Below are 20,056 nucleotides of genomic sequence, written 5' to 3' on the forward strand. Positions count from 1 at the left end.
GCCTACTTCCGCAGCTCTACTACGGTCTTGCCGAGGCGGAACCTGCTCTTGACGTTGACCGGCGTGCTGCGGGTGAGCCGCTCGTGGCCGACGTAAGTGCCGTTCGTCGACCCGAGGTCTTCCACGTACCACTGTCCCTCGTGGAACCTCAGGCGAGCGTGCTGCGTGGAGATGTACTCATCGGCCAGGGGAAGCGTGCAGTCGTCGCCCCTGCCGAAGGTGACCGGCGCTCCGTGCAGAGGGACGGAGCGACCCGTGTCTGGACCTTCGACGATGACGACCCTGGAGGGCAGGCCCTTGCCCGCCTTCGGCTGTTTCGACTGACGAGCTGCGGCGCGGGACTGTTTCGGCGGCTTCGGTGGTCTAACGCCGAACAGGTCCGCCCGCATCGCTGACGTGACCGAGAGCACAAGGAGCCAGAGTACGGCGAGGAAGCCGAGCCTGATAACCGTCAGGGTTAGCTCAGACACCCCTCACCTCCATCTGTGCACATAAACAACGGTCGATCCAAGTGTGATCTGGGAACCATCGGTGACTGTGGCCTGCGGCACGCGGGCACCATCGATCACCGTACCGTTTGTGGAGCCTAGATCAACGGCGACCAACTGGAAATCCGGGCCGTTCTGGTAGACACGGATCTCCACGTGACGCCTGGAGATACCGGGATCGTCGATCCGGATGTCGCTCTCGCTGCCACGCCCGATCACCACGCCCGGCGGGACCAACGGATGCTGGGTGCCGTTGATGACCAGGTAGCCGGCGCTCTGCGCCTGTGGCGCCTGTGGCGGCGCATACTGCGGCGCCCGGTCCACGCCAGCGCGAACCTGGCTGCGCACGCGGAAGTCACCGGTGCGGAGGTCCTCGTGGCGCTCAAAGGCCACCGACACCGGCCCCGTAAACGCGTAGTGCTGCAGCTCGGCGTGTTCCTTGGCCATATCGACGAGCTCGTTCGACAGGGTCTCGGTGTACGGACCGAGACGGTCATGGTCGCTGGGGCCCAGGTCGATGATGAAGGCATTGGGCACCAGGGACCGTTGCCGGGTGACGATCTGGGCGTTGTTGTCGAGCTCACGCTGGATCGCAGCGGCGATCTCCACCGGCTGAACCTCTGACCGGAACGCTTTCGTGAACGCACCCTGGACGAGGCTCTCCAGCCGTCGCTCGAACTTCTGAAGTACGCCCATGGCCACCTCCTTCCCCTCACGAGCGTCAACGACGTCTCTTGTGCCACGATGGTAGCGACGGGTGACCGGATTGTTCCCGCCGAGGCGCCACTCACGTGCGCACCAGACCTATTGTGAGCCTTCGGCTGAGATTCGCTGACCGGCGGGTACGTGTTAAGCTTTTTGCCGCAGCCCGCCCTGACAGGTTATGGTCGGTTGCAGCGCGCGCGGGTGGCGGAATAGGCAGACGCGCACGGTTCAGGTCCGTGTGTCCGAAAGGACGTGGGGGTTCAACTCCCCCCTCGCGCACTCGAAGGAGGACGGACCCTGCTGATGAAGCGTCAGCAGGGTCCGTTTCATTCTGTGTGGGGGTCACCGCCCGGAGTTAGCGGCCCCCGCCCCGGCGTGGGGGTGCATGACGGCTGCGGCTCGGGCCAGTCGACCCTGGGACCGGCCGTGTCGTGTGCTCAGCTGTGTGAGTTCCGGCCAGTTCGCGGCGTCGTGTGCCCGGTCGTGGTCGTTCTGGCCGCTCTACGCGGTCATTCTGCGCACGACGGGTCGCACGGCCGCAGAAACCCGGAGTTCAGCGGGCGTGAATCACACGACCGCGCGCACAACCCTGTCTTGGGCGGCTGCTATTCCCACGACCGCCCGCACGAGCCGGTCGTGGGAATGGTCGTGTGAAGCAGGACTGCCGGGCCAGCAGACCACGTGGTCTGAACCCACCGCCGTCATCACTGTTGTGTGACTGTAGACCGGTGTTCGCCAGACTGTGTGGTCTGTCGTGCCACCTGAAGCGGGGTGGCGCGATTCGGATGAGGTCCGCGTGGGAGCTCTGTGCCGCGCCGTCACTGCTTCCGGCGGAACAGGCGCATCGTCAGTGGCCCGAAGACGGCGATGAAGACGACACACGCGATCAGGACCCACCCGACCTGGGACGCGTCCACGTCACCGTGCATCAGGCCCCGCGACGCGGAGGATAGGTGTGTGATCGGATTGACGTCGACGAAGGCCTGCAGCCAACCGGGCATCGTCGCCGGATCGACGAAGACGTTGCTGATGAATGTCAGCGGGAACAGAATCATCATGCTCACCGCCATCAGCGACTCCTCCGTGCGCATGAGGAAGCCCAGCGCCGTCCAGACCCACGACAGGCTGAACGCGAAGACCAGCAGCAGCGCCACGGCCGCGATGACGCCCAGCGCTCCCCCGTCCGGCCGGAAACCGATCAGCAGTCCCAGGCCGATGACGATCAGCGACGCCAGGGTGTAGCGCAGCACATCCCCGAACAGCGCACCGACCAGCACGGCGGGCCGCCAGATCGGCAGCGACCGGAACCGGTCGAAGACGCCCTTGTTGATGTCTTTGTTGATCCCCAGGCCGGTGTACATGGTGATCATCGCCACCGTGAGCACCAGAATCCCGGGCAGCAGGTCCTGGATGTACTCGCGCGGCGAACCGGCCAGCGCACCCCCGAACAGGTAGGTGAACATCAGGGTGAACATGATCGGGAACATCGTGACGTCGAACAGCTGCTCAGGAACGTGTTTGATCTTCAGCAGCGCCCGCCAGCCGAACGTCAGCGAGACCCGGGCCGGGTTCGGCCGGACCGGGCGCTCTCTGGTGGCCAGTGCCGCCAGGAGGTGTTCGTCGATCGCCGACGTTCGGGTCGCCGGGCGGGTCGAGGTCGAATCGGTGGACATTATGCGGCTTCCTCGGTCTCATCGTCGTGGTCTTCGGCGGGATGGCCGGTGAGCGCCAGGAACACTTCGTCCAGGCTCGGCTGCCCGAGTGAGAACTCGGCAACCGTGATGCCGGACGCGGCGAGGTCGGAGATCGCCGCCGAGACGCGTCCTGCGTCGTCGGAGCGGGCCGTGAGCGCCACCGGGTCATGTTCCAGATAGACGTCGCTTCCCAACCGCTGAGTCAGCAGACGCTCGGCTTCGGGCCGTTGTGCGGCATCGCGTAGCCGGATATGGACAGCGCCGGAGCCCACGGATGCCTTCAGTTCACCGCTCGTGCCCTCGGCGATCACCGTGCCGCGGTCGATGACCGCGATCCTGTCGGCGAGCTGGTCGGCCTCGTCCAGGTACTGCGTCGTCAGCACGACGGTCGTGCCACCGGCTACCAGCACCCGGATGATGTCCCACACCTGGTTGCGGCTGCGCGGGTCCAGCCCGGTGGTCGGCTCGTCCAGAAAGAGCACGTCTGGTGTCGCGAGGATGCTCGCTGCGATATCGATCCGCCGCCGCATGCCCCCGGAATATTTCTTGACCTGGCGGTCGGCGGCGTCTTCCAGGCCGAAGGCGGTGAGCAGTTCGGTTGCCCGCGCCCGCGAGCCCGCCTTGGAGAACCCGATCAGCCGTGCCAGCAGGATGAGGTTCTCCAGACCGGTCAGGTCCTCGTCGACCGAGGCGTACTGACCGGTGAGGCTGACCCGGCTGCGCACGGCGTCTGCTTCGGCCACGACGTCGTGTCCTAGCACTCGTGCCGTGCCGGCATCCGGAAGCAGCAACGTGGCCAGCATCCGTACAGTCGTGGTCTTGCCGGCTCCGTTCGGTCCCAGAACGCCGAAGACCGTGCCGGTGGCGATGCGGAGGTCGACGCCGTCTACGGCTCGGGTCTCGCCGAAATGTTTGACCAGCCCCGAGGTTTCGACCGCGAGATCGCTGCTTGACTCTGGCACCGTTCCTCCTTGAATGACCGTCTCGTGCGTAGCTATGTGCGCGCGTCCCGCCAGGCACGGAACATCACTCGCCGGGTAGACACGATTCGCGGCGGAAAGTCATCGGCCGCCGCGGGGGTCAGCCTTCTTCCCCCTCCCTGAATGCTGCTCCCCGTCCCGCAGCCGGTCAACGTCTGCGGGCAGGGCGCGACGGGGTCGGCAGCGTCTCGGTTTGGTTACAGGCCTCGACGGCGGATACGTCAGGTGATTAGATCACTATATGTATCCGTCCGAAACGACTTTCGGTCCCGGTCAGCCGGAGCGCCGCAATCTGTCGAACGACCTGGCCACGGCGGTCGCGGCGATGATCCACCGAGAGTCGTTGCAGCCCGGTGACCAGCTGGACTCGGTCAAAGCCCTGGCGGAACGCTTTCAGGTCGCCGTGCCCACCATGCGCGAGGCGCTGCGCCGGCTGGAGGCTATGGGCGGTGTGCTCCTCCGGCACGGGTCCGGCGTGTACGTGGGAGACAACGTCCGGCGGATGGTGCTGCCCAACCCGCTGTCGCCGAAGCCGACCGGCGGCGTACTCATCGAGCTGCTGGAAGCGCGGCTGCAGATCGAGCCGCCGATCGCCGCGCTGGCCGCCACCGTCCGGGATCCACGGGGCGTCGGGTCGATGCGCAGCACCCTCGATGAGGCGCAGCGGTGCATCGCCGAGGGTGACGAGCAACTCTGGCTGGTCAATCTCAACTTTCACCGGGCGATCGCGGCGGCAGGTGGAAACACCATCCTCGCCGAGGTGATCGACTCCATTGTCTTCGTCCATGCGGAGGAGCAACTCGAGATCCTTCGCCTGCACGGAGATCAGGAACGTGACTTCACCGAGCATCGGCAGATCACCGAGCTCATCGAAGAGGGCGACGCTCAGGCCGCTCGACGGGCCATGGCGGAGCACCTGGACAACGTCATCCAGATTGTCCGGCGGCGCTTATCCGACTAGGGCGCGACTAGGCACCTACGCGCACGACCCGCGCAACCGGCGTGCCCGCGGCGTCGGACGGCGGTCGGTTGCGTTCCGGGTTCGGTGCCGCGCCGACACATCGAGGCTCGGCCCGGCGGTCGCGGACCGGCCGCGACGACCCATAACCACAGACGTCAACACACAACGAGGTGGTGTCATGAAAACCAGCACAAAGTTCGCGATCGCATCGGTGGCTGCCGGCGCGCTGCTGCTCACAGCGTGTGGCGACGACAGTGACGACGACGGCGACAACACCAGCGGTGGGGGCGGAGCCGGCGGCGGCGAGGAATCGGTGGAGTCGAGCGGGACGCTCAGCTTCTACACCGACAAGGCCGCTTGGGAGCCCCAGTTCGATCGCGTCAGCGAGGTGTCCGAGGATGAGATCGGCTTCGATCTCGACTTCACCGGGTACTCCGACTCGGACGCGTACACCGCGTTCATCAAGCAGTCCTTCCGCACCGATGAGAAGCCGACCCTGTTCACCTGGCACACCGGCGACAAACTGGGCGAGCTGGTAGACGAGGGTCTCGTGGCGCCGACCAGTGAGATATGGTCCGAGGCGATCAGCAACGGCGACATCCCGGCCGACCTCGAGCAGTACTACACCTACGACGGCGAGCAGTACTGCGTTCCGCTGCACGTGTCCTACTGGGTCATGTACTACAACACGCACGTCTTCGACGAGCACGGCCTGCAGCCGCCGCAGACCTGGGACGACCTGATCAACATCGCCGATACCCTCGCTGCCGAGGGGGTTCCGGCCTTCTATCAGACGAACATCCTGTTCTCGTTCGTCTGGTTCCAGACGCTGCTCGCCGGGTCGGATCCCGACCTGTACGAGGCACTGGCCACCGGCGAGGCGAGCTACACCGACCCCGGCGTGGTGGCGGCCATGGAGCAGTGGCGGGAGATGATGGAGGCGGGATACTTCAGCGATCCCGGCGCCGCGGACGACCCGCAGGTGCTGCTGAACAACGGCGACGTCGCGATGCTGAACTTCGGAACCTTCTTCACCGGCGCGCTGAACGAACTCGGGATGGTCTCCGGCGAGGACTACGACCTGTTCGTGATCCCGAACGTCGACCCGTCCCTGGAGCAGACGTCGCTGATCGTGGAGTCCGGGCCGCTCTGTGCCGCGGAGGAAGCCGACGATCGAGCGGAGGCCTTGAACTACTTCGACTGGTGGGTCACCGCCGACGCGCAGTCTGCCTGGGCGGACGCCCGCGGCGACGTCTCGTTCAACCCGGGCGCCGAGGTCAACGACGAACGCCTGGCCGACCTGGGCGAGCAGGCCGGCAGTGACGACGTCCGATTGATCGAGCGGTACTTCGAGGCCACGCCGCCATCGGTGCTGACCGTCGCCCTCGACGAGTTCGGCGCATTCGTGACGAATCCGGGTGATCCGATGCCGCACCTGGAGGCGATCCAGGCCGAAGCGGAAGCGCACTGGGCCAACCAGTGACAGCGACGTTCGCCCAGCAGGAGGCACCCGCCGGAACCGGACGCGGGTCCGGCTCCGGCGGGCCGCGCCCGTACCGGTGGTCGGCGTGGGGCTTCACCGCCCCTGGCGTGCTGATCGTCGCGGTCCTGCTGTATCTGCCGTTCCTGTGGACGACGTTCCTCAGCTTCACCAGGTACAACGGACTCGGCTCCCCGGAGTGGGCCGGGTTGGACAACTACCAGGCCATGTTCTCCGACCCGGCACTGCTGACCTCGCTGCGGAACACCGCGCTGTGGGTGGCCGGCACGATCATCGTTCCGGTCGGATTCGGCCTGCTGATCGCCGTGTTGACATACAACATGCGGTTCGGGGCGTGGTTCCGGCTTCCGTTCCTCATCCCGTACGCGATCTCCGGCGTCGCCGTCGGCGTCATCTGGAGCTTCATCCTGCAGAGCGGCGGGGCGCTGAGCCAGGCACTCGACACGGTCGGTGTGCCCGGCGCCGACTCACGATGGTTGCTCGATGCTCCGCTGAACACGTTCGTCATGATCCTCGCCGCGGCGTGGCAGGCCTCCGGGGTGAACGCGCTGCTGTTCGTCATCGGGCTGCAGTCGATTCCGAAGGAGCCGGTGGAGGCCGCGCGGGTGGACGGCGCGTCCGGCTGGCGGCTGTTCCGCAGCATCCTGTGGCCGATGCTGCGGCCGCTGACCACCGTCGTCGTCGGTCTGTCCATCGTGGCCAGCCTGAAGACATTCGACGTGGTCTGGGTGATGACCCAGGGCGGGCCGGGCCGGTCCTCGGAGACTCTGGCGATCACGATGTACCGGGAGACGTTCGTGGACAGCCGGTACGGCCTCGGTGGCGCGGTGTCGGTGTTCCTGACCGTGGTGACGCTGACGGCGTCCATCGCCTACCTGCGCCGGCAGCTGTCCGAGCGCAAGGCACTGTAGGAGGTGACCCCGATGACCAAGGCAATCCGGCCGATCGTCCTCGGTGTGCTCGGCCTGCTCTGGCTGGCGCCGGTGTACCTGCTGATCGTGAACGCCGCCAAGCTTCCCGCCGACTATTCGTCGGCTGAGGTGTGGAAGCCCGCCTTCGGTGGTGCGTTGCTCGACAACATGCGAGACGCGTGGGAACGAGCGGACTTGAGCGTGACCGTGCTGAGCACCGCCATCTACAGCCTCACCGGTCCGCTGATCGGCGTGCTGATCGGAGCCGGTGTCGGATTCGCCATCGTCGCGCTGCGCCTGCGGCACGGCTTCTGGTGGTTCGTCTTCGTCTTCGGCGGAACGGTCTTCCCGATCCAGATGATCCTGATGCCGCTGTTCGTCGGCTACGCCGACGCAGGTCTGTACGACACCAGACTGGGGCTGATCCTGGTGTACTCGGTGATCAGCGTGCCGTTCTCCGCGTTCGTGATGCGGAACTTCTTCAGCGGCATCGCCCATCACGTATTCGAGGCGGCGGTGATGGACGGCGCGACGACGTGGCGGATCTTCTGGCGGATCTATCTGCCGATGTCCGGCAGCGCCCTGGTGGCGATCTTCATCCTGCAGGCGACCTTCATCTGGAACGACCTGCTGCTCGGCCTGACTCTGAGCCAGTCCGACGACGTGCGCCCGATCATGCCGGCGTTGACCAGCCTGCAGAGCACCTACGGCGGCTCGGCGATGCCGGTGGTGCTGGCGGGCGGTCTGCTGGTGTCCATCCCCACCGTGCTGCTGTTCCTCGCCACGCAGCGAATCTTCTCCCGGGGTCTCGCCCTCGGACAGTTCTAGACAGACGACCACCTGGCACCCGACGAGTAGATGGAGTGAGTGATGAGCCCGACGCATGACACCGGACGCGTGGTGGCTGTGACCGGAGGCGCGGCCGGAATCGGAGAGGCCGCCGTGCTGCACCTGGCGCGCGGCGGCGACACGGTGGTCGCGCTGGATCGGAACGCGGATGCGCTGGAGCGGTTGGTCCAGGCCGGGGCCGCCGAAGGACTGCGGGTGGAGAGCGAGGCGGTGGACGTCAGCGACGACGAGCAGATGGCGGCGGTCGCGGAGCGGATCGCCGGTCGGCACGGGGGTGCGGATGTGCTGGTCTGCGCGGCCGGCGTGCAGCGGTACGGCACCGTCGACCAGACCAGCAAGGAGCTCTACGACGAGGTCATGGACGTCAACGTCCGTGGCGTCTTCGCGGCGTGCCGCGAGTTCGTGCCGCTGCTGCGCCGTCGTGGCGGCGGTGCGATCGTGGTCGTCGCGTCCGTGCAGGCGTTCGCCGTGCAGAGTGGTGTCGCCGCGTATGCCGCGAGCAAGGGAGCGCTGGTGGCGCTCGTCAAGGCGATGGCTGTGGATCACGCGGCGGAGGGCATCCGGGTGAATACCGTCTGCCCTGGCTCGGTGGATACGCCGATGCTCCGCTGGGCGGCGGAGCGATTCGCGGACGACGGCCGCTCACCGGATCAGCTTGTCGCCGACTGGGGCCGGTCACACCCGATCGGCCGGGTCGCCACATCCGCCGAGGTGGCGCAGGCGATCGCCTATCTCGCCGGACCTGAGGCCGGTTTCGTCACCGGCACCGAACTGCGGGTCGACGGCGGCTTGACGGCGGCGCTCAGCGTCGCGTTGCCGCAGTAGGGCCGGAGGAAGAAGCGACGATGCGGATCACCGATGTCCGGGCGACCACCGTCACGGTGCCGTTGCAGGCCCCGCTGCGGCACAGCAACGGAGCACACTGGGGACGGTTCGTCCGGACCCTGGTCGAAGTGGAGACCGACAACGGGCTCGTGGGCCTCGGCGAGATGGGCGGCGGAGGTGAAAGCGCGGAGGCGGCGGTGCGAGCGCTGCGCGACTACCTGGTCGGGCACGATCCGGCGCGAACCGAGGCGCTGCGATTCATGCTGGCCAACCCGACGGCGAGCCTGTACAACAACCGCACCCAGCTGCTGGCGGCGATCGAGTTCGCCTGCCTGGATCTGCAGGGTCAGCACCTGGGCGTGCCGGTGCACGATCTGCTCGGCGGGCGAGTGCGGGACCGGGTCGAGTTCGCGAGTTACCTGTTCTTCCGGTATCCGAGCGCCGACGGCGACGGCGAGGTACGCACGGCCGAGCAACTGGTGGAGCATGCGAGCAGGCTGCGCCGAGCACACGGGTTCCGGGTGCACAAGGTCAAAGGCGGTGTCTTCAGCCCGGATTACGAGCTGGAGTGTTACCGGGCGCTGGCTGAAGCGTTTCCGGGCGACCGGTTCCGCTACGACCCCAACGGGGCGCTCAGCGTCGAGGAGGCGGTCCGGTTCGCCCGGGGTATCGAGGATCTGCCGAACGACTTCATCGAAGACCCGACCTTCGGCCTCAACGGGCTGCGACGGGTGCGGGAGAAGACCTCGCTCGCCATCGCGACGAACACCGTAGTCGTCAACTTCGAGCAGCTGGCGGCCAACGTGCGCGACCCCGCCGTCGATGTGATCCTGCTGGACACCACCTTCTGGGGTGGCATCAGGCCGTGCGTCAAAGCGGCCGGGGTCTGTGAGACCTTCCAGCTCTCCGTGGCCGTGCACTCGTCCGGCGAGCTCGGCGTTCAGCTGGCCTCGATGCTGCACATGGGTGCGGTGGTGCCGAACCTCAGCTTCGCCGCGGACGCGCACTACCACCACCTCGTCGACGACGTGATCGACGGCGGGAAGCTGACGTACGTCGACGGTGCCATCGAGGTGCCCTCCGGCCCGGGTCTGGGTGTGCGCCTGGACGGGGACAAGGTCGCCGAGTACGCCGAGCTCTATCGGGAGCTGGGCGGCTACCCATACGACCGCGACCCCGGCCGGCCGGGGTGGTACCCGCTGTTGCCGAACGCCGATTTCGCCGACCCGACCGTCCCCGGTTCCACGTGGAACGAGGCCAGACTGTGACCGATATGACCATCCCCACCGTCGACGACCTCGCCAGTGACGTGCTGACGCATCGTTTCGACGACATGTTCAACCCACCCGGACTGACCAACTTCCTCGGTGCGGTCCAGGTCGATCACGACATCGTCGCTGTGCGCAGCGTGAACTTCCCACCGTTCGGTCACGGTGACACCGTGACCGGAACCCTGTATCTCGACGGACGGCTGTTCCGGTCGTACGGTCGCCCGGTCCACGTGGTCTGGCGGCCGGATCGGGTAGACCGCCGGACCGAGGTGGACGGGATACGGATCGAGACGACCACCGCGTGCCCGCCCGGCGTGACCGGCGTCGTTGTGGACATCCGGGTGACGAACACGGGGTCGGCGACGCGGACGATGTCGCTCGGGCTCGCCGTCGCCTCCAGCGTGACCGAGCAAGCGCCGTGGCGCCGTTCGATTCCCCCGAGCGAACCGAACACGCTGACACCCGTCGCCGGAGCACCAGCCGTCATCGGCCGTGCCGGCCAGACGGCCGCGCGCAGTGTCCAGGGCCTGGACGCTCGGGCTGCACGCGGCTCGACCGCGACGGTGTCGGCAGAGGCCGGTGCGCCCCGCATGCTGACCGCCGACCTCGTTCTCAGCCCGGGTGAGACGACCGAGATCGGCTACGTCCACGTGCTCGCAGGATCCGACTCCGCCGCGATGGACACCTTCGACGAGCTGGCGCGCGACGTTCCGCTGGCGATCACGGACGCGGAGACGGTCTGGAACCGCCAGCTTGAGGCCGCATTCACCGCCGGCTCCGGTGAGTTCTCCGGGAGCATGCCGATCCTGCACACCACCTGCGAACCGCTGCGCCGGTTGTATTGGTGGGGCGTGCTGGGTGTGATCTGGTTCCGGCGGGACAGCGCCGCGAGCGTGCTGGGCCGCACCTATGACACGCTGACACCTCGCTATTGGCAGACCACCACGTTCATCTGGGATTACAGCCTCAGTTCGCTGGTGCATGCGCTACTCGACCCGGAGCCGATGCGACGCCACATCGAGCACTGGGTGGCGACCGATATCCACACCCACTTCGGCACCGAATGGCAGACCGGCGGTCCGGTCGGGAACTGGTACTCGGTGAACGACTACGCGATGACCAGATTGGTGCGGGATTATGTCCGATTCAGCGGCGACCGGGCCTTTCTGACTCACCCGCTCGCCGCCGCGGGGGCAGGGGAACAGCCGCTGAGCAGCCACGTTGTGCAGTGGTCGGAGGCGTGGAAACAGTTGCGCCGAGGTAGCCGGCTCGCGGATTACGGCGAGATCGACAACCTCCTCGAATGTGTCAGCACGTACGTCCACGAAGTGGCCAGTCTCAACGCCGCCAACGTGTGGTGCATGCGGGCCGCCGCGGAGATGGTCGAGCTCGGCGGTGACGCGGCCGCCGCCCAGCGGTTGCGCGGCGAGGCGGAACGGCTGGTCGACGATGTCCTCGAGCTCTACGCGCCCGGTTCCGGCTTCTTCCACGCCCGGTATCCGGACGGAACGCTGGTTCCGGTGCGGCACTGCTACGACTTCGCCACGGTCGGTACGACCATTCCGGACGACGTGCCGCCGGAGCAGCGAGCGGAGATGGTGGAGTTCTTCCAGCGGGAGCTGCAGACACCCTCGTGGATGCGTGCCTTGTCTCCGTACGACGCGGACGCCACCTACAGCCTCCGGCCGGATCACCAGTGGAACGGCGCCTATCCGGCGTGGCCGGCGGATGCCGCGCGCGCGTTGGTGGCGATGGGCGCCGGCGACGTGGCGCTGGACTGGCTTCCGGGGCTGGCGCGAACCGCCAATCAGGGTCCGTGCGGTCAAGCGCATTTCGTCGAGGAGGCCGCGGCCCCGGTGAACGGGGGCGCGGTCAAATCGCCGCCGCAATTCCCGTACCTGATCGATTGGGCGTGTTCGTCGGCCGGGGCGTGGGCCGCGCTCGTCATCGAGTCCTTGTTCGGCGTCTCGGTCTCGCTCGACGGCACGGTGACCGCGACCCCGATCGTGGGACGGCTGGACCCACAGGCCAGACTCAGCGGACTGGTGGTCGGCGGGACCAGTTACGACATCGCCGCTGACGGGTCGGTGCAGGTGCGGTAGCCGGGTCAGGCTGCCGGTCCGGTCCGGCCCGTCGAGGTCGGCGACCCGGCTGCTGATGATCGGCCGGTCATGAGGCTTCGGCCTCCACCAGACGGCGCGCTCCGGCGCCGTGGCTGCCGAGCTCGTCCCGGGCGTTGGCCAGGCTGCATCGGTTCAATGACAGACAGCCGCACCCGATGCAGTCGGTGAAGTCGTCGCGGAGCTGCTGCAATGCGTGGATGCGTTCATCGAGCTCCTGTCGCCACGCCCGGGAGAGCTTCTCCCAGTCCTTCTTGGTCGGAGTGCGGCCGTCCGGCAGATTGTCGAGTGCCTCTTTGATCTGGGCCAGCGGAATGCCGACCCGCTGCGCGACCCGGATCAGGGCGACCCGGCGCAGCGTGACCCGCGGGTACCGGCGTTGGTTACCGCTGGTGCGTCGCGACGAGATGAGCCCTTTGCGTTCGTAGAAGTGCAGTGCCGAGACCGCCGCCCCGCTGCGTGCGGACAGCTCGCCGACGGTCAGCTCGCCCTTGTCCCAGCTCGGAGTGCCCATGTCGTCGTCCACGCGTGCCTTTCCACCTCGACCTCAACAGCGGTTGAGGTTTAGCGTACCCGCGGAGGGCCAGGCCGCCCCAATGCGCGACATGACCGGTCACGCCCACGGCACTCGACCTCAGCGACGTGGACCGACCTCAGCGACGTGGCCCGAGCTCCCGCCGCCCCGCCCGCAGGACGGCCTGATCCGCAGCGGCACGGCCGGCCCCATACCCGGCGGCATTTCCGGCCGAGATCGAGCGCGTGGCCAGTCGTCCTGGGTACAGAGACGCGAATAGCCGGTCGACCGCTTCTCGCCGACGCGCGAACACGGGGACCAGCTCGGCACCGGCGGCGGCCATGCTCTGACGGTTGATCTCCCGCAGCCGTTCACCGACGCGCGCCGCGTAAGCGATGAGGAAGGAATGCCGGAACGATCGGGTGCGCGACTTTCCGGTGGCGGTGACCTGCGACCCGGACGACAGCATGGCACGTGTGGCCTGCACCATGAGCGATGTGACGAGCAGTTCCACGTGGTCGAGGTCGATGTCGTCACCGATCACGGTGACGAAACCGAGGCCGTCGTAGCTGACCGAGCGGCAGCGGTTGGCGCCGGCGACGCTGCCCACCAGGTACGACTTGGCGCTGACATACGGTGCGTCGATCCATATCCGGCGCGCGGAGGCGCTGGGCTCGCGCGCGCCCGTGGTAGAGGCCCGCGCATTCTCGATCGAATGACGCGCCATAAGCTCCTGTGCCTTGGCCGACAACGCCTCGGCCTCGTCCGGGAACTCGGTGGACTCCGCCTTGGCGAGCAACGAGCGGATCTTGCTGAGGATCTTCTCGTCGGTGACCGTGCCGGGTCCGGGCGAGTGTTTGTCCGCGGCTTTGCCCGGAGGCGGGACGATCAGCGGAAGCGGCCCCAACGTCCGGAGCAGCGCCACGAGCTCGATCACGGTACGCAGGAGATCCCGCCGGGTCACTCCGTGCCGCCGCGACCACTGGCTCGGTTGTGGCTCGTTGTGGGACCACCACACTCGGGCATCCAGCCGATCGAGCTGCTCTTGCCACCGCGGATGGATCGTCGCCGCCGTGTAGGCCGCGGCGTGTGCGGCGATCGCGTCCACGATGAGTGAGAGCGCCATGTCCCGGCATTTACGCCGGACCATCTGGCAGACGTCGTCGGGTAGCCACCCGTGGTCCCACAGACGCTGCAGATGGCTCTGGATGACCCGCGTGGCGGCGGCGTCGACCGCTCGGGCCGTGACCCCGTCGGCCGCGAGGTCACCGGCGATCCGGTCGACCGAGCTGTGTTGCCCGCGGAGTTGATGCAGTATGGCTGCCTCGAGCGCGGCACGTGCGCTCTCGAGGTCGGTGCTGAAGTCATTCATGCAGCCATCCTGACGATCGTGAACGGGATCGGCAGCTCTCGAGCGCCCGATGTGGATAAGTCGCCTCGGGAGCGGGTTTTTCTGCCGGTGCCTGTGGAGAACTTCGGTGGCCGCAGATCAGTCCAGCGTCAGGCCGCGACGGATCACGGTCAATGTGCGGTCTACGACCTCGTCCAAGGGCTCCTGGTATCCCGAGGTGTGCCAGTACGAGAGGGCCGCCATGAACGCCCGAACGATCGCGGCGGTCACCACCAGGATGTCCAGGTCGTCCGCCGATCGCCCGGTGCGGCGAGCGATGATCGCGCGCACCTGGGCCTCGGTCTCCTCCGAGTCGCGGATCAGTTCGCTACGCACCGTCGGGTGGTTCATCGCGAGACGTATCCGTCGCCGGATCAGCTCTTCGTCCTCCCGCATGATCTCTCGGAAGACGGTGGAGAGGGCGCCCTGCAGCGCGGTCACCGGATCGTGTCCGGCGAGCTCACGGTCGAACGCCTCGACCAGCTGCGGATCGTACTCGTCGTAGAGAACGATCCGCTCCTTCGTTCCGAAGTAGCGATACACCGAACTCGGCGACACCTCCGCCTCGGCCGCGATCCGCTCGATGGTCACGGCGTCATAGCCGTCCGCCTCGAAAAGATCGAGTGCCACCCGTTGAATGTGGTGCATCGCCTCGATCTTCTTGCGTTCCCGTCGACCCAGCTCGGCTTTCATCGGATGTGATGATACCTAGTGTGACGGAGGCCTCGTGGGGAGACGATCGACGCCGATGCCTCAACGGCGTCCGAGCACCTGAGTCCACCACTGCGTCAGTAAGCCCCGCTCGTTCGCCACGCCGATCTCGGTGTAGGCGCAGTCGGTGATCTTCTGCCGTGCCTCGGCGTCCTTCGTCCACCTGTCGACCACCGCGTCGCCGCCGCGGATCCCGCGAGCGATGTTCTCTTCCACCTCGCCCCGGTAACCTGCCGCCCGGGCCCGCTCCTGCGGTCCTCGACCGTCCGGACCGACGTGCGAGTAATACCGGTGGCTCCGCATGTCAGCGGTGTGCTCGCGGGCAGCGTCCACCAGTTCGGCGTTGACCCGCAGGTCGGGGCATCCGGCCTCGCGCCGGACATGGTTCGTGGCCTCGAGCACGGCCTGCTCGGCGGACGTGAGCGCCGGTGGCATCCGGCGTGGCGGGTCGCTGGGCGTCGGCGATGGTTCCGCGGTGGGACGCTGCTGCGGCGGCACCGTGTAGGTCTGCGTCGGCTCCGGTGTGGGCGCGGCGGTCGGGCTGTGCGACGGCGCGTCCGGTTCTTCGGACGATGGTGGTGCGTCCGGTTCGCGGGACGGTGGTGGTGCGTCCGGCTGCCCGGTCGGCTCGGAGTGTGGCGGTGCCTCGTCCGGTGTCCGCCGGGAGGTCGGTGTCCCGTCTCGGGTGCCACCTCTGCCTTCGCTAGTCGACCGTGGCGCCGGGTCGGCGTCACCGAGCTGGCCGTCGGGCTGCGAGCCACCGTCGGACCGATCGTCGGGTGCCACCGTCTCCGGGTCCTGCTCGGGGACGAGACGATCCCGGGGCTCCGCCGTCGGGCCGGCGTCGTCGCCGGGGTCACCTGGCACGCCGTCGTCCAAGGTGAGCGCCCCGTGAGTGTGCTTCGCGGGGCCGCTGAGAGTGTGCACGTCGTCGACCGACGGCTCGTACTCTCGAACTGCCACGTATGCGCTGGTCATGACGGCCAATGGGACGACAACAGCCGCCGTGAAACGTAGCCGTGCGAAGATCAGCGAGGTTTTGCGGTGGCGAGGCTGCTGGTGCTCCACCGGTTCTCCTACCCTTCCCCTTTTTTTCCGCTCCGAGCACCGGACTGTACTCCACCCACTCGGGGAAGACTATGGGCCGAGTGTCCTATTGTTGATCGCTTGAACGCGCTATATCGGCCCGTAAGCGGACATGTCCGTCCCCCGTCCGCGGCGCAAGTGCCGGCGGCGGATGCGGCCTTGGGTGAGAGATGGTGTCACTCAGTCTTCTCGGGCGGCGTCGCGCGCATGCTCGTCGTCGCCCGGCGGCACGATGCAGGCACGTTCCAGCACCACGGCGGCTACCGTCGCCAGCGTGCCGGCGCCGACGACGAGGCCGGCCATCAACAGCCGGTCCCGGCCCATCGGGACGGTGAGATGGTCGATGGCCAGCGTCGCCAAGCCGAGATAGGCCCCGGTCAGCGCCGCACCGAAGAACTCGGCCGCCTTGGCCAGCGCAAGTGTGCGAGCGACCCGAAGCGGACCGATATGCCGGTCATGCCGCCGTTCCCGGATCCAGGCCTTGATCTCCCGCGCGGCGAAGAAGAGGAAGGCGGCGAGCAGGGCCAGCAGTACCGGCAGAACGACCGGAACCGGCGGCAACTCGCGCGTGGAGTCCTGGATGACACGACTGATCGACCAGCCGATGGGCGCGGCCAGCAAGGCGACCCACACCAGCGTCGCGATCTTCGTTTTCTGCATGGTGGGGATCGAGCCTACGCGGCGGAGTCCGGTCCTGCCACGCGTGAGTCAGGACGGCAGTTCGAGGGCGTCGTCGGTGCGCCGGACCCCGGTGGCGTCGACGGCCGAGCTGAGCTCCACGACCCGGCCGAGGCCGGGAACGTTGAACTCCGGATCCACATCTGCCCAGGGCATCAAGACGAACGCACGGTCGGCGAGGCGGGGATGCGGAACCTTGAGGTCGTCGTCGTCGGCCGTGACGTCGCCGACCGCCAGGACGTCGACATCGAGCGTCCGGGGAGCATTGGGTTCTTCCCTGGTTCGTCCGTAGGCGATCTCGGTGGCCATCGCCCGCTCCAGCATGGACCGCGGCGACAGGGTAGTGTCCACAACGAGCACCGCGTTGAGGTATTTCTGCTGGTCAGCGGGTCCACCGACCGGATCGGTCTCATAGACGGGTGAGACGGCCACGGCGACGATCTCCGGGGAGTCGGTGAGCGCGTCGACGGCGCCTTGCAGGTAGTCGAGCCGGTCACCCATGTTGCTGCCGAGCGCGTACGCTGCGCGCCGCAGCGGGCGGAGATCGCCGGTCAGGGTATCGGCGTCGACCACGTTCGGGTTCGGAACATTGCTCACTTGCGGGCCCTTCGAATAGTCACGGTCACATCACCTACCGGCACCGTCGTGGGTGCCTCCGGCTTGTGCACGGTCACTTCGACTTCTTCCACCCGGATGTCGTCCAGGCACGTGTCGGCGATCCGCTGGGCAAGAGTCTCGACCAGCTTGACCGGCTTCCCCTCCACAATGTCGACCACTCGCTCGGCGAGGGTGCCGTAGTCGACAGTATCGGACAAATCGTCCGTGGCTGCCGCCGGACTCGTATCGAGGGTCAGTGCGACGTCGACGACGAACCGCTGGCCCTGCTCCTGCTCATGAGGGAACCAGCCATGGCGTCCGTGCGCGGTGATCCCAGTCAACTCGATACGGTCAGGCACGAGACGACCCTAGCCGCAAGCGGGTGTCGGGTGCTCCCCCAGGGGTGGCGGAATGAGACACCCGCACGCTCGTCAGCTCGCCGCTCCGGTTGTCCGGTCGCGTTCGGATCCGAGGCGAGCGGCGACCCGGGCGGCGTCGATGTTGGCCGGCACGTCGTGCACCCGGATGCACCATACGCCGTCGAGCGCGATCGGGGTGGTCAGCGCCGCCGTCGCCGCATCACGCTCGGCGGGCGGACGTCGCTCGCCGGTGACGGGGTCGGCCAGCAGCTCGCCCAGGAACGTCTTACGCGACGCCGCCACAAGGACGGGGTATCCGGTGTCCACCACCTCGCGCAACCGCCCCAGGATCGTCCAGTTGTGGTCCCAGGTCTTAGAGAAGCCGAGCCCCGGGTCGATCACGATGCGCTCCGGACGGATCCCTGCGGCCCGCGCGGTGTCGATACGCGGCCGCAGTTCGTCCAGCAGGTCGGTGACGACGTCGTCGTACTGCGTGTGCCGCTGCATCTGATCGGCGTGGCCGCGCCAATGCATGAGCACCACGGGCACGTCCGCAGCGGCCACCACGCGGAGCAGATCCGGATCGGCGAGGCCGCCGGAGACGTCGTTGACCAGTCGCGCTCCCACCCGCAAGGCCTGCTCGGCCACCTCCGCCCGCATGGTGTCCACGGAGACGGCGATGCCCGCCGCCGCGAGCTCGCGGATGACAGGTACCACCCGGCGCAGCTCCTCCTCGACGTCGGGCCGGCGTGCTCCAGGCCTGGTGGACTCTCCCCCGACGTCGACGATGTCCGCGCCCTGGGCTGCCAGCCGCAGGCCGTGCTCGACCGCGCTGTTCGGGTCGAACCACAGTCCACCGTCGGAGAAGGAGTCCGGGGTCACATTGACGACGCCCATGATCAAGCATCGTTGAGGTCGTGGCAGTCCGGCGGCGTACGCGGCCGGTTGTCCTCGTCGCTGCGTGCTCACCGCAACAGGCTACGGGGTCACCCTCGGCGCGCCGCAGCCCGCGCGGCCCGGCGGGCGTGCGCGTGCCGTCAGCCGGACGCGGCGGACAGCTTCACCTCTCCGCGGGCGGCGGCCAGCGCAATGTCCGAGCGGTAGTGGCTGCCGGCCAGTGTGATCGTCTCCACGCCTTGGTACGCCCGGGCGCGTGCGTCATCCAGATCGGTGCCCAGAGCTGTGACGGACACCACCCTGCCTCCGCTCGAAACCACCACGCCGGCAGAGTCGACTCGGGTACCAGCGTGCAGTATCTCGAGGTCGGGCAGTGCAGCCGCAGCCTCGAGGCCCTGTATCGGGTCGCCCTTGCGCGGGGATTCCGGGTACCCCTCGGCGGCGATGACGACGCTGACCGCGGCCCGGTCGTCCCATCGCAGTCCCGGATGTTCTGCCAGCTCACCGGTGGCCGCAGCACGCAATAGTCCGCCGAGGCCGGAGCGGAGACGGGCGAACACCGGCTGGATGTCGGGATCCCCGAACCGCGCGTTGAACTCGACGACGCGCGGTCCGCGGGAGCCGATCGCCAGCCCGGTGTACAAGGCACCGACGAACGGGGTTCCGCGGCGGTGCATCTCGGCGATCGTGGGCGTCACGATGCGCTCCAACACGTCGTCGACGAACCCCTCCGGCGCCCAGGGCAGCGGTGAATACGCTCCCATGCCCCCGGTGTTCGGCCCGGTGTCACCGTCGTAGGCGCGCTTGAAGTCCTGTGCCGGTGGGAGCGGGATGACCGTCTCACCGTCGGTCACGCAGAACAGGGAGACCTCCGGACCGTCCAGGTACTCCTCGATCACCACTCTGCCGCAGGCCTCGGCGTGCGCGAGCGCCGTGTCGCGATCGTCGGTGACGACCACGCCTTTGCCTGCCGCGAGCCCGTCATCCTTGACGACGTAGGGTGCTCCGAACCTGTCGAGCGCGTCGGCCACTTCTTCCGAGGTGTCACAGACGACGGCCATCGCGGTTGGAACGTTGGCCGCCGCCATGATCTCCTTGGCGAACGCCTTCGACCCCTCCAGCCGGGCAGCCTGGGCGGACGGGCCGAAGCACGCGATGCCCCGGGAACGGACCGCATCGGCCACGCCGGCGACGAGCGGCGCCTCGGGGCCCACCACGACCAGATCCGCGTCGATCCGGGCGGCGAGGTCGGCCACCGCATCGCCGTCGGCCGGGTCTACCTGATGGATGGTCGCATCGGCCGCCATTCCGGCATTCCCGGGGGCGGCGTGAACGTCGGAAACCTCAGGGTCGCGGAGAAGAGTGCGCACGAGTGCGTGTTCGCGGCCGCCCGAGCCAATGACAAGAGTCCTCACGTGTGACGAGCGTAACTCCCTCCGCTGCGAGATCCGTGCGCAGGATAGGCAGAGGCGGCGTCCGCGCTGCGTACTGGGCTGCGGCCGCTGCAGGGCGGCGTGCC

General features: G+C 67.8%; 20 protein-coding genes and 1 tRNA gene. 8 read left to right on the forward strand and 13 right to left on the reverse strand.

Annotated elements, in window-relative coordinates; genetic code table 11:
• Positions 1 to 2: 2 nt before the first annotated feature.
• Positions 3 to 470, reverse strand: coding sequence for an FHA domain-containing protein FhaB/FipA (locus tag G1H10_RS00900; RefSeq protein WP_163731309.1), 468 nt, complete (start codon positions 468 to 470; stop codon positions 3 to 5).
• Between the two features lie 3 nt (positions 471 to 473).
• Positions 474 to 1,184, reverse strand: a complete 711-nt coding sequence (locus tag G1H10_RS00905) for an FHA domain-containing protein (protein ID WP_163731312.1) — start codon at positions 1,182 to 1,184, stop codon at positions 474 to 476.
• A 204-nt stretch (positions 1,185 to 1,388) separates the two neighbouring features.
• Here G1H10_RS00905 and G1H10_RS00910 point away from each other — a divergent pair.
• Positions 1,389 to 1,472: transfer RNA gene (locus G1H10_RS00910), tRNA-Leu, on the forward strand.
• 539 nt (positions 1,473 to 2,011) lie between these two features.
• Here the strand turns inward: G1H10_RS00910 and G1H10_RS00915 are convergent.
• Positions 2,012 to 2,866, reverse strand: a complete 855-nt coding sequence (locus G1H10_RS00915) for an ABC transporter permease (protein WP_163731315.1) — start codon at positions 2,864 to 2,866, stop codon at positions 2,012 to 2,014.
• Entirely contained in the window at positions 2,866 to 3,849 is a 984-nt protein-coding gene (locus G1H10_RS00920) for an ATP-binding cassette domain-containing protein (RefSeq protein ID WP_163731317.1), read from the reverse strand. Before G1H10_RS00920 ends, G1H10_RS00915 begins: the two co-directional genes overlap by 1 nt.
• A gap of 259 nt (positions 3,850 to 4,108) precedes the next feature.
• Between G1H10_RS00920 and G1H10_RS00925 the strand changes: the two genes are divergently transcribed.
• The 7 genes from G1H10_RS00925 (at position 4,109) to G1H10_RS00955 (ending at position 12,287) form a co-directional block, all read left to right on the forward strand.
• A complete protein-coding gene (locus G1H10_RS00925) occupies positions 4,109 to 4,828 on the forward strand; it encodes a FadR/GntR family transcriptional regulator (RefSeq protein WP_163731322.1) in 720 nt (239 codons plus the stop codon).
• A gap of 178 nt (positions 4,829 to 5,006) precedes the next feature.
• Complete coding sequence (locus G1H10_RS00930; RefSeq protein WP_163731325.1) at positions 5,007 to 6,311, forward strand: ABC transporter substrate-binding protein; 1,305 nt, start codon at positions 5,007 to 5,009, stop codon at positions 6,309 to 6,311.
• A 107-nt stretch (positions 6,312 to 6,418) separates the two neighbouring features.
• On the forward strand, positions 6,419 to 7,240 hold the full coding sequence (locus tag G1H10_RS32655) for a carbohydrate ABC transporter permease (RefSeq protein WP_376778537.1): 822 nt from the start codon (positions 6,419 to 6,421) through the stop codon (positions 7,238 to 7,240).
• Between the two features lie 12 nt (positions 7,241 to 7,252).
• Positions 7,253 to 8,068, forward strand: a complete 816-nt coding sequence (locus tag G1H10_RS00940; protein ID WP_163731327.1) for a carbohydrate ABC transporter permease — start codon at positions 7,253 to 7,255, stop codon at positions 8,066 to 8,068.
• A gap of 42 nt (positions 8,069 to 8,110) precedes the next feature.
• Positions 8,111 to 8,914, forward strand: coding sequence for an SDR family NAD(P)-dependent oxidoreductase (locus G1H10_RS00945; protein ID WP_163731330.1), 804 nt, complete (start codon positions 8,111 to 8,113; stop codon positions 8,912 to 8,914).
• Positions 8,915 to 8,934: 20 nt separating this feature from the next.
• Positions 8,935 to 10,182 carry an enolase C-terminal domain-like protein gene (locus tag G1H10_RS00950; protein WP_163731332.1) on the forward strand — a complete coding sequence of 416 codons (1,248 nt, stop codon included), beginning with the start codon at positions 8,935 to 8,937 and terminating at the stop codon, positions 10,180 to 10,182.
• Complete coding sequence (locus G1H10_RS00955) at positions 10,179 to 12,287, forward strand: glucosidase family protein (protein ID WP_163731334.1); 2,109 nt, start codon at positions 10,179 to 10,181, stop codon at positions 12,285 to 12,287. The genes G1H10_RS00950 and G1H10_RS00955 overlap by 4 nt, the downstream gene beginning before the upstream one ends.
• 67 nt (positions 12,288 to 12,354) lie before the next feature.
• Here G1H10_RS00955 and soxR read toward each other — a convergent pair whose 3' ends face one another.
• The 9 genes from soxR to purD all read right to left on the reverse strand — a co-directional run bounded on the left by soxR (position 12,355) and on the right by purD (position 19,952).
• The gene (gene soxR, locus G1H10_RS00960) at positions 12,355 to 12,819 is read right to left on the reverse strand and encodes a redox-sensitive transcriptional activator SoxR (RefSeq protein WP_163732047.1); all 465 of its coding nucleotides are present in this window, start codon (positions 12,817 to 12,819) and stop codon (positions 12,355 to 12,357) included.
• Between the two features lie 139 nt (positions 12,820 to 12,958).
• A complete protein-coding gene (locus G1H10_RS00965) occupies positions 12,959 to 14,191 on the reverse strand; it encodes a DUF2786 domain-containing protein (protein ID WP_163731336.1) in 1,233 nt (410 codons plus the stop codon).
• Positions 14,192 to 14,308: 117 nt separating this feature from the next.
• Positions 14,309 to 14,902 (reverse strand): TetR/AcrR family transcriptional regulator, encoded by a 594-nt coding sequence (locus G1H10_RS00970; RefSeq protein WP_163731338.1) that lies wholly within the window; start codon positions 14,900 to 14,902, stop codon positions 14,309 to 14,311.
• A gap of 60 nt (positions 14,903 to 14,962) precedes the next feature.
• A complete protein-coding gene (locus G1H10_RS00975; protein WP_163731340.1) occupies positions 14,963 to 15,898 on the reverse strand; it encodes a CAP domain-containing protein in 936 nt (311 codons plus the stop codon).
• A gap of 288 nt (positions 15,899 to 16,186) precedes the next feature.
• Positions 16,187 to 16,666 carry a DUF3180 domain-containing protein gene (locus G1H10_RS00980; RefSeq protein WP_163731343.1) on the reverse strand — a complete coding sequence of 160 codons (480 nt, stop codon included), beginning with the start codon at positions 16,664 to 16,666 and terminating at the stop codon, positions 16,187 to 16,189.
• A 48-nt stretch (positions 16,667 to 16,714) separates the two neighbouring features.
• On the reverse strand, positions 16,715 to 17,281 hold the full coding sequence (gene folK / locus G1H10_RS00985; protein WP_163731345.1) for a 2-amino-4-hydroxy-6-hydroxymethyldihydropteridine diphosphokinase: 567 nt from the start codon (positions 17,279 to 17,281) through the stop codon (positions 16,715 to 16,717).
• Positions 17,278 to 17,640, reverse strand: coding sequence for a dihydroneopterin aldolase (folB, locus tag G1H10_RS00990; protein WP_163731348.1), 363 nt, complete (start codon positions 17,638 to 17,640; stop codon positions 17,278 to 17,280). The genes folK and folB overlap by 4 nt, the downstream gene beginning before the upstream one ends.
• Positions 17,641 to 17,712: 72 nt before the next feature.
• Entirely contained in the window at positions 17,713 to 18,537 is an 825-nt protein-coding gene (gene folP / locus G1H10_RS00995; RefSeq protein WP_163731351.1) for a dihydropteroate synthase, read from the reverse strand.
• A gap of 140 nt (positions 18,538 to 18,677) precedes the next feature.
• Positions 18,678 to 19,952, reverse strand: coding sequence for a phosphoribosylamine--glycine ligase (purD, locus tag G1H10_RS01000; RefSeq protein WP_163731354.1), 1,275 nt, complete (start codon positions 19,950 to 19,952; stop codon positions 18,678 to 18,680).
• Between the last annotated feature and the right edge of the window lie 104 nt (positions 19,953 to 20,056).

It is taken from the genome of Phytoactinopolyspora halotolerans, assembly GCF_010550675.1.
Taxonomy (GTDB): Bacteria; Actinomycetota; Actinomycetes; order Jiangellales; family Jiangellaceae; genus Phytoactinopolyspora; species Phytoactinopolyspora halotolerans.